6 protein-coding genes and 1 pseudogene are annotated in these 8235 nt (G+C 72.5%); 5 read left to right on the top strand and 2 right to left on the bottom strand.

What is annotated here, in order from left to right:
- The first annotated feature begins 85 nt into the window (after window positions 1-85).
- Together EF918_RS28555 and EF918_RS28550 are read left to right on the top strand one after the other, a co-directional pair.
- Window positions 86-862 carry a DUF4190 domain-containing protein gene (locus EF918_RS28555; protein ID WP_221889766.1) on the top strand — a complete coding sequence of 259 codons (777 nt, stop codon included), beginning with the start codon at window positions 86-88 and terminating at the stop codon, window positions 860-862.
- 117 nt (window positions 863-979) lie between these two features.
- Window positions 980-2734: an NAD+ synthase gene (locus EF918_RS28550; protein ID WP_185921963.1), complete on the top strand. Its 1755-nt coding sequence runs from the start codon at window positions 980-982 to the stop codon at window positions 2732-2734.
- Between the two features lie 23 nt (window positions 2735-2757).
- Here EF918_RS28550 and EF918_RS28545 read toward each other — a convergent pair whose 3' ends face one another.
- On the bottom strand, window positions 2758-3786 hold the full coding sequence (locus EF918_RS28545; protein WP_125651816.1) for an endonuclease/exonuclease/phosphatase family protein: 1029 nt from the start codon (window positions 3784-3786) through the stop codon (window positions 2758-2760).
- A gap of 305 nt (window positions 3787-4091) precedes the next feature.
- Here EF918_RS28545 and panB point away from each other — a divergent pair, with 305 nt between their 5' ends.
- The 3 genes from panB (at window position 4092) to EF918_RS28530 (ending at window position 6976) form a co-directional block, all read left to right on the top strand.
- Window positions 4092-4958: a 3-methyl-2-oxobutanoate hydroxymethyltransferase gene (panB, locus tag EF918_RS28540; protein ID WP_125651815.1), complete on the top strand. Its 867-nt coding sequence runs from the start codon at window positions 4092-4094 to the stop codon at window positions 4956-4958.
- Between the two features lie 129 nt (window positions 4959-5087).
- Window positions 5088-6122 carry an ATP-binding cassette domain-containing protein gene (locus tag EF918_RS28535; RefSeq protein ID WP_125651814.1) on the top strand — a complete coding sequence of 345 codons (1035 nt, stop codon included), beginning with the start codon at window positions 5088-5090 and terminating at the stop codon, window positions 6120-6122.
- The gene (locus tag EF918_RS28530; RefSeq protein ID WP_125651813.1) at window positions 6119-6976 is read left to right on the top strand and encodes an ABC transporter permease; all 858 of its coding nucleotides are present in this window, start codon (window positions 6119-6121) and stop codon (window positions 6974-6976) included. The genes EF918_RS28535 and EF918_RS28530 overlap by 4 nt, the downstream gene beginning before the upstream one ends.
- A 58-nt stretch (window positions 6977-7034) precedes the next feature.
- Here EF918_RS28530 and EF918_RS37315 read toward each other — a convergent pair.
- Window positions 7035-8235: pseudogene (locus EF918_RS37315) on the bottom strand (hypothetical protein); the annotation flags it as partial.

Raw genomic sequence — 8235 nt, 5'->3', positions numbered from 1 at the left:
GAGGCCCACCCCGACCACGGCCAGGATGCCGCCGAACCAGAAGAGGAACGGGACCGGCGCGAACACCAGGCCGATGCAGCTCACGGTGAGTGCGGCCACCAACGGGCTGGCCGTGGCCGCACTCACCGTGAGCTGCATCGGCCTGGTGTTCGCGCCGGTCCCGTTCCTCTTCTGGTTCGGCGGCATCCTGGCCGTGGTCGGGGTGGGCCTCGGCATCGGTGCGCTCGGCCGGGCCTCCAAGGGCGCCCCGCGCAAGGCGATGGCCGTCGCCGGCACCTGCCTCGGCGTCCTGGCGCTGGCCGCCTCCGTCTTCGGCTGGTTCCTCACCAAGGAGCTGGTGCACGAGTTCGAGAAGGACGAGCCGCGGTCGGGGCGGACGTACCCGAGCCGGCCGGCCGACCCGAGCACGCCGACCCGCCCCGGCGCGCCCTCGCGCCCCGCGCCGTCGAAGCCGGCGGACGTGCCCGGGGTGACCACCGCCGTGGCCTTCGGCGAGACCGTCACCCTCGACAACGGCATCAAGGTGACCCTGTCGAAGCCGGTGAAGTACAAGCCGGAGACCGCCTACGGCCGCCAGACGGTGAAGAACGCCGTCACCCTGTCGGCCACCATCACCAACACCTCCGACCGTCCCCACGAGGTCATCTACGCCGTGCCCAACGTCCGTGACGACAAGGGCATGACGGCCGACCTGGTCTTCGACACCACCGTGCCGAAGATGATCAAGGGCTCGATCATGCCGGGCGCCTCCGCCACCGGGGTGTTCGCCTGGGAGGTGCCCGAGGGCACCTCCAGCATCACCGCGGACCTCTCCCCCGGCACGCTGATGCCGAGCGCGAAGTTCGCCGGCCCCATCGGCTGACCCGGAAGCAGCGGAATCCACGGAATCCGCAGGATCCGCGGAATCCGCCGAGGCCGGCCGGTCGCCGAGGACACGGGACCCAGGACATCGCGTCAGAAAGACGATTACACTGGGCCCGTGCCTCAACTTCGCCTCGCTCTGAATCAGATCGACTCGCACGTGGGCGCCCTCGCGGCCAACGCCGACTCGATCGTGCACTGGACCCGGCACTCCGCCGAGCAGGGCGCCCATCTGGTGGCGTTCCCCGAGATGGCGCTCACCGGTTACCCGGTCGAGGACCTGGCCCTGCGCGCCTCCTTCGTCGAGGCCTCCCGCACGGCCCTGCGCGAGCTGGCCGCGCGGCTCGACGCCGAGGGCCTCGGCGAGCTGCCGGTCGTCGTCGGCTACCTCGACCGCGCCGAGAAGGCCGTCCCCCGGTTCGGCCGCCCGGCCGGCGCCCCCGAGAACGCCGCCGCGGTGCTGCACCGCGGTCAGGTGGTGCTCCGCTTCGCCAAGCACCACCTGCCCAACTACGGGGTGTTCGACGAGTTCCGCTACTTCGTGCCCGGCGACACCCAGCCCGTCCTGCGGGTGCGCGGCGTGGACGTGGCGCTGGCCATCTGCGAGGACCTCTGGCAGGACGGCGGCCGGGTCCCGGCCACCCGCAGCGCCCGGGCCGGGCTGCTGCTGTCGGTCAACGCCTCTCCGTACGAGCGCAACAAGGACGACCAGCGCCTGGAGCTGGTGCGCAAGCGGGCCCAGGAGGCCGGCTGCACCCTGGCGTACCTGGCGATGATGGGCGGCCAGGACGAGCTCGTCTTCGACGGCGACACGATCGTGGTGGACCGGGACGGCGAGGTGATCGCCCGGGCCCCGCAGTTCTCCGAGGGCTGCGTCCTGGTCGACCTGGACCTGCCGGCCGCCGCGCCCGACGCCCCGCAGGGGGTGGTCGACGACGGCCTGCGCATCGACCGGGTGATCCTCTCCGAGGCGCCGGAGCAGGACGACGAGCCCGTGGTCACGGGCGGGTACGCCGACCGGCTGGAGGACGAGGAGGAGATCTACGACGCCCTTGTCGTGGGTCTGCGCGCGTACGTCCGGAAGAACGGGTTCCGTTCGGTGCTGGTCGGCCTGTCCGGCGGGATCGACTCGGCGCTGGTCGCGGCCGTCGCCTGCGACGCGATCGGCGCGCAGAACGTGTACGGCATCTCGATGCCCTCGAAGTACTCCTCCGAGCACTCCCGGGACGACGCGGCCGAACTGGCCCGCCGGACCGGGCTGAACTTCCGTACGGTCTCCATCGAGCCCATGTTCGACGCGTACATGGGCGCCCTGGAGCTGACCGGGCTGGCCGAGGAGAACCTCCAGTCCCGGCTGCGCGGCACCCTGCTGATGGCGGTCTCCAACCAGGAGGGCCACATCGTCCTGGCCCCGGGCAACAAGTCCGAGCTGGCGGTCGGCTACTCGACGCTCTACGGCGACTCCGTCGGTGCGTACGGGCCGATCAAGGACGTGTACAAGACGGACGTGTTCCGGCTCGCCGAGTACCGCAACCGGGCCGCGCGCGAGCGCGACGAGACCCCGCCGATCCCGGAGACCTCGATCACCAAGCCGCCCAGCGCCGAGCTCCGCCCGGGCCAGGTGGACACCGACTCGCTGCCGGACTACCCGGTGCTCGACGCGATCCTCGCCCGGTACGTGGACGGGGACCAGGGCCTGGAGGAGATCGTGGCGGCCGGCTTCGACCGGGAGCTGGTGGCGAGGACCCTGCGGATGGTGGACACCGCCGAGTACAAGCGGCGCCAGTACCCGCCGGGCACGAAGATCTCCGCGAAGGGCTTCGGCAAGGACCGCCGGCTGCCCATCACCAACGGCTGGCGCGAACAGGCCTGAGGGGCCCGCAGGCGGCCAGGGCCCTAGACCGTGAGGCGGGCGGCGATCGGCAGGTGGTCGCTGCCCGTGCGCGGCAGGGTCCAGGAGGCCTCCGGCCGGATGCCGCGGACCATGATCTGGTCGATCCGGGCCATCGGGAACTGGGCCGGCCAGCTGAAGCCGAAGCCGTCGCCGGCGGCGCCCTGGGTGGAGCGCATCTGGGAGGTCACCGGGGACAGCGCGCGGTCGTTCATGGTGCCGTTGAGGTCGCCCATCAGGATCACCCGGAGCTGCTCGCGGGCCATGGCCTGGCCCAGGGCCTCGGCACTGTTGTCGCGCTGGTTGGCGGTGAAGCCGGCGTCGAGCTTGACCCGGACCGAGGGCAGGTGGGCGACGTAGACGGCGACGGGACCGCGCCGGGTCTCGACCGTGGTGCGCATGGCACGGGTCCAGCCCATCTTGATGTCGACGGCGGTGCTGGAGCTCAGCGGGAACTTGCTCCAGACGCCGACGGTGCCCTCGACCGCGTGGTACGGGTACGTCTGCGCGAGGACCTGCTCGTAGACGGGTACGGCGCTGGGCTTGAGCTCGGTCAGGGCGAGCACGTCGGCGCCGGAGCGGGCGACGGAGGCGGCGGTGCCGCGCGGGTCGGGGTTGTCGGCGTCGACGTTGTGGGAGGCGACCATCAGGTTGCCGCCGGAGCCGGACTTGTCGGTGACCAGGCCGCCGAACAGGTTCACCCACACGGCGGCGACCAGGAGGACCGCGAGCACCGCGGTCGCGGACCTCCGCCACAGGGCGGCGGCCAGCAGCACCGGGGCGGCCAGGCCCAGCCAGGGCAGGAAGGTCTCGATCAGGCTGCCGGTGTTGCCGATGTCGTTGGGCAGCTCCGCGTGGAGGATCATCACCAGGGCGATCAGCAGGGCCACCCCGGCGACCACCAGGCCGCGGCGCCAGGTCGCGGGGTCCTTGACCTCGCGGGCCAGGCGGGACAGCCGCCGCCGGAAGCGGGATCCGGAGGGCTCGGGCTCCGAGCCGCCGTTCCCCGTCTCCGTCACGTACGCCTGTGCCATGCCACTGTCCTCGCTGCCGTGCTTGCGCTCCGTCCCCGCCCCTTGACCCTAGGCGATATACGGAGCCTTCCGTACCGGTCCGTGCGGTCGGTACACCGGGAGGACGAAAGGGCCCGGGCCAGGGGTTCCGTCTGTCACGGAACGCGCACATTCGCGGGGGCCGGTGGAGCGCCGGCCGAGGTGTGACGGAGCAGTCACCGGGCGGCGTGCCGTGCACTACCGGGCGGGCCCGGCGAATGCCACCATGGGGAGTGAGTCCGGGGACGCCGTGAGGGCGCCTCGAGATGACACAAGGAGCAGTTGCAATGACGCATGCCGTTTCGCATGCCCCGGAACCGGGCAAGGTGGGACCCACCCTGTACGGCGGCAAGGGCACCCGGCGCATCACCGTCCGCGACCTCACCGCTGCCAAGGAGCGCGGTGAGAAGTGGCCCATGCTCACCGCCTACGACGCGATGACCGCCTCGGTCTTCGACGAGGCCGGGATCCCGGTCATCCTCGTCGGCGACTCGATGGGCAATTGCCACCTCGGATACGACACCACCGTGCCCGTCACGATGGACGAGATGACCCTGCTCTCGGCTGCCGTGGTCCGCGGCACCAGCCGGTCCCTGGTCATCGGCGACCTGCCGTTCGGCTCCTACCAGGAGGGGCCCGTGCAGGCCCTGCGCAGCGCCACCCGCCTGGTGAAGGAGGCGGGCGTCGGCGCGGTCAAGCTGGAGGGCGGCGAGCGTTCGCTGGCCCAGACCGAGCTGATCGTGCAGTCCGGCATCCCGGTCATGTCCCATCTGGGCCTGACCCCGCAGTCCGTGAACGCCATGGGCTACCGGGTGCAGGGCCGCGGGGACGAGGCGGCGCACCAGCTCCTGCGCGACGCCAAGGCCGCACAGGACGCGGGCGCCTTCGCCGTGGTGCTCGAACTGGTGCCGGCCGAGCTGGCCGCCGAGGTGACCCGTTCGCTGCACATCCCGACCGTGGGCATCGGCGCCGGCCCGGACTGCGACGCGCAGGTGCTGGTGTGGACGGACGCGATGGGCCTGACGAACGGGAAGCTGCCGCGGTTCGTCAAGAAGTACGCGGAGCTGCGGCAGACCATGGGGGACGCGGCGCGCGCGTTCGCCGAGGACGTGGTCGGGGGAACGTTCCCCCAGGAGGAGCACAGCTTCCACTGACCGAAGGCACCGCTTCCCCTGACCGACAGGTCACCGACAGCACACCGACAGCCCGCCGGCCGCCGCGCCGGCGGGCTGTCGCCTTCCCGTCGGTCCGCTGTCGGTGGTTTGTCAGTGGCGCCTGGTCCCATGGTGGGCATGACGCGAAACGACAAGAACCCCCAGCGCGGCGCGAACGCCGTGGAGGTCCGGGGACTGGTCAAGCACTTCGGCGGGACCAAGGCGCTCGACGGCGTGGACCTGGACGTCCGGGAGGGCACCGTGCTCGGTGTCCTCGGCCCGAACGGCGCCGGCAAGACCACCCTGGTGCGCTGCCTGTCCACCCTGCTGGTGCCCGACGCGGGCACCGCCACCGTCGCGGGCTACGACGTGGTCCGCCAGCCGCGGCAGCTGCGCCGCACCATAGGCCTGACCGGCCAGTACGCCTCGGTCGACGAGAAGCTCTCCGGCCGGGAGAACCTCTACATGATCGGCCGGCTGCTGGACCTGTCCCGCAAGGAGGCCCGCACCCGCGCCGACGAGATGCTGGAGCGCTTCTCGCTCACCGAGGCGGCCGGCCGCCCGGCGGTGCAGTACTCCGGCGGTATGCGCCGGCGGCTGGACCTGGCGGCCTCGATGATCGGCCGGCCCGCGGTGCTCTACCTGGACGAGCCGACCACGGGCCTGGACCCCCGCACCCGCAACGAGGTGTGGGACGAGGTGCAGCGGATGGTCGCCGAGGGCGCGACGGTCCTGCTCACCACGCAGTACATGGAGGAGGCCGAGCAGCTCGCGAGCGAGCTGACGGTGATCGACCGCGGTCAGGTCATCGCCCGGGGCAAGGTGGACGAGCTCAAGGCGCGGGTCGGCGGCCGCACGATGCGGATCCGCCCGGTGGACCCCGGCGACGTGCCGGGCATGGCCCAGGCGCTGGCCACGGCCGGGCTGGACGGGGTGGCGGGGACGCAGGCCGTGCCGGACGAGGGCACGCTGCTGGTCCCCCTCCTCAGCGACGAGCAGCTCACCGCCGTCGTCGGGCTGCTGGCCGCCCGCGGCTACGCCATCGCCGACCTCGGCACCTATCTGCCCAGCCTGGACGAGGTGTTCCTCGCCATCACCGGCCACAAGGCCACCCCCGTCGCGGACCCGGCGTCCGCCGAGCAGACCGAGGAGGTCGCGGCATGAGCACCGTCACCACGACGCCCACCCGTACGCCGTCCGGCGCCGCGACCGGGGGCCGGCCGGCCCCTGCGGCCGAGGGCCGGATCCCGCTGCGGTCGCACCTGCGGCACATCGGCGCCCTGGCGCGCCGCAACGCCCTGCAGATCAAGGCGGACCCGGAGTCGATGTTCGACGCCGTGCTGATGCCGATCATCTTCGTGCTGCTGTTCGTGTTCGTCTTCGGCGGCGCGATGTTCGGCGCGGGCAACCAGGACCAGTACGTCAACTACCTGGTCCCCGGCCTGATGGCGATGATGGGCATGAACATCGCGATGGCGGTGGGCACCGGTGTCAACGACGACTTCAAGAAGGGCGTGATGGACCGGTTCCGGTCCATGCCGATCGCCCGGTCCTCCGTGCTCATCGCGAAGATCGTGGTCGAGATCGGCCGCATGCTGGTGGCCACCACCATCCTGCTGGTGATGGGCTTCGTCCTGGGCCTGACCCTGCACGGCTCGGTGTTCCAGCTGCTCGCCGCGGTCGCCCTGTCCATGGTGTTCGGCGCCTCGCTGATGTGGATCTTCATCCTGCTGGGTCTGACGATGAAGACCGCCCAGGCGGTGCAGGGCGTGGCGATGCTGGTGCTGATGCCGCTGCAGTTCGGCAGCTCGATCTTCGCCCCGACCACCTCGATGCCGGGCTGGCTGCAGGCGTTCACGGACGTCAACCCGCTGTCCAACCTCGCCGACGCGGCGCGGCACCTGATCAACAACGAGGGCGCCATCGCCCAGCCGGTGCTGATCACGCTGGCCTGGGCGGTCGGCATCACGGTGATCACGGCGCCGCTGGCGGTGCGCAAGTTCCGCAACAAGACCTGATCCGGGAGCCCTTCTTCCGGATCGCGTCCCGGACGAAGGCGGGGGTCGGGGGACCGGATCAGACGAGGGCGGTGGCCTCCTCCAGGGTGAGGCCGCCGCCTTCGGCGCGCGCCGCGCCGTACGCCGCCGGGCCGAGCTCGGCCAGGGCGTACTGCTCGGCGCGGTCGCGCGTCTCGCGTTCGGTGGTGACGGGGACGTGCCCGGCGGGCAGGTGGGCGCGGTAGGCGCCGAGCAGCAGCGCCGCGGTACGGGCCCGTTCGGGGCCGCCGGTCAGGGCGTACGCCTCGGCGGCGGTCACCAGGTGGACGGCCGGGAGCTGCGGCGCGACCATGTCGGTCAGCGGGTCACCGGCCAGGGCCAGGGCCCGGCGCAGGGCCGCGAGGGCGTCCTCGTGCTTGCCCTCCAGGTTGTCCAGCCAGGCCGTCGCGCCGAGCAGGAACCCGTCGAAGACGGTGAACGCGCCGAGGACGAACTCCTCCTGGAGCCGCTGGAGTTCGGTGCGGGCCTCGGCGGTGCGGCCGGTGCGGCCGTAGCGCACGGCGAGGAAGATCCGGGCGGCGGGCGAGGCCTCGTTCCCGAACCGGGGCGGGACCCGCAGGATGTCGGTGAGGATCTCCTCGGCCTCCTCCCCCTCGCCGGCCTCCAGCAGCACCCCGGCCAGCCGGACCCGCAGGACCGTCACCTGGGCCTGGGCGCCGAGTCGGCGGGCGCGGTCGACGGCGGCCCGGTAGTCCTCGGCGGCCCGGGCGGGCGCGCCGAGCCGTTCGAGGGACTCGGCGCGGGCGGACAGCGCCTCGGCGCAGCCCCAGTCGTCGCCGAGCTCGGTGAACAGCGCGAGGCTCTCGTCGGCGTCGCGGGTGGCGTCACCGGCCCGGGCGGCGCGGTTGGCCAGGATGTTGGCGCGCAGTTGCAGCGCGGAGGCCAGCTCCCAGCGCAGGCCGAGCGCGCGGGAGGTGTCGACGGTGGCCCGGACGACCTCCTGGAGCAGTTCGGCGTCGGCGGAGATCATGACGGCGTAGAGCCAGAGGGAGCCGGGCCAGGTACAGGTCTGCGGCAGGCCGGGCCGGTAGGCGGCCACGACGCCGGCGGCCCGGTCGCGGATCTCGGGGCGGTGCCAGGCGTCGGTGGTCTGGTCGAGGCAGGCGAGCCGGATCAGGCCGATCCCGCGCCAGGCCTCGGTGAGGAGGTCGCCGGTGTACGGCGGGGGCGAGTCGAGGACGCGGACGCCCAGGGGCGGCGCGGGGGCCACGGGAGGGGCG

Origin of the sequence: Streptomyces sp. WAC06614 (assembly GCF_003949795.1) — a bacterium.
Classification (GTDB): domain Bacteria; phylum Actinomycetota; class Actinomycetes; order Streptomycetales; family Streptomycetaceae; genus Streptomyces.
This window is presented reverse-complemented; position numbering and strand designations above follow the sequence as displayed.

Bases quoted from the DNA above. Each gene is read 5' to 3' on its own strand.
- EF918_RS28545 (WP_125651816.1), bottom strand. From the start codon at position 3,786: ATGGCACAGGCGTACGTGACGGAGACGGGGAACGGCGGCTCGGAGCCC.
- EF918_RS28535 (WP_125651814.1), top strand. From the start codon at position 5,088: ATGGTGGGCATGACGCGAAACGACAAGAACCCCCAGCGCGGCGCGAAC.
- panB (WP_125651815.1), top strand. From the start codon at position 4,092: ATGACGCATGCCGTTTCGCATGCCCCGGAACCGGGCAAGGTGGGACCC.
- EF918_RS28530 (WP_125651813.1), top strand. From the start codon at position 6,119: ATGAGCACCGTCACCACGACGCCCACCCGTACGCCGTCCGGCGCCGCG.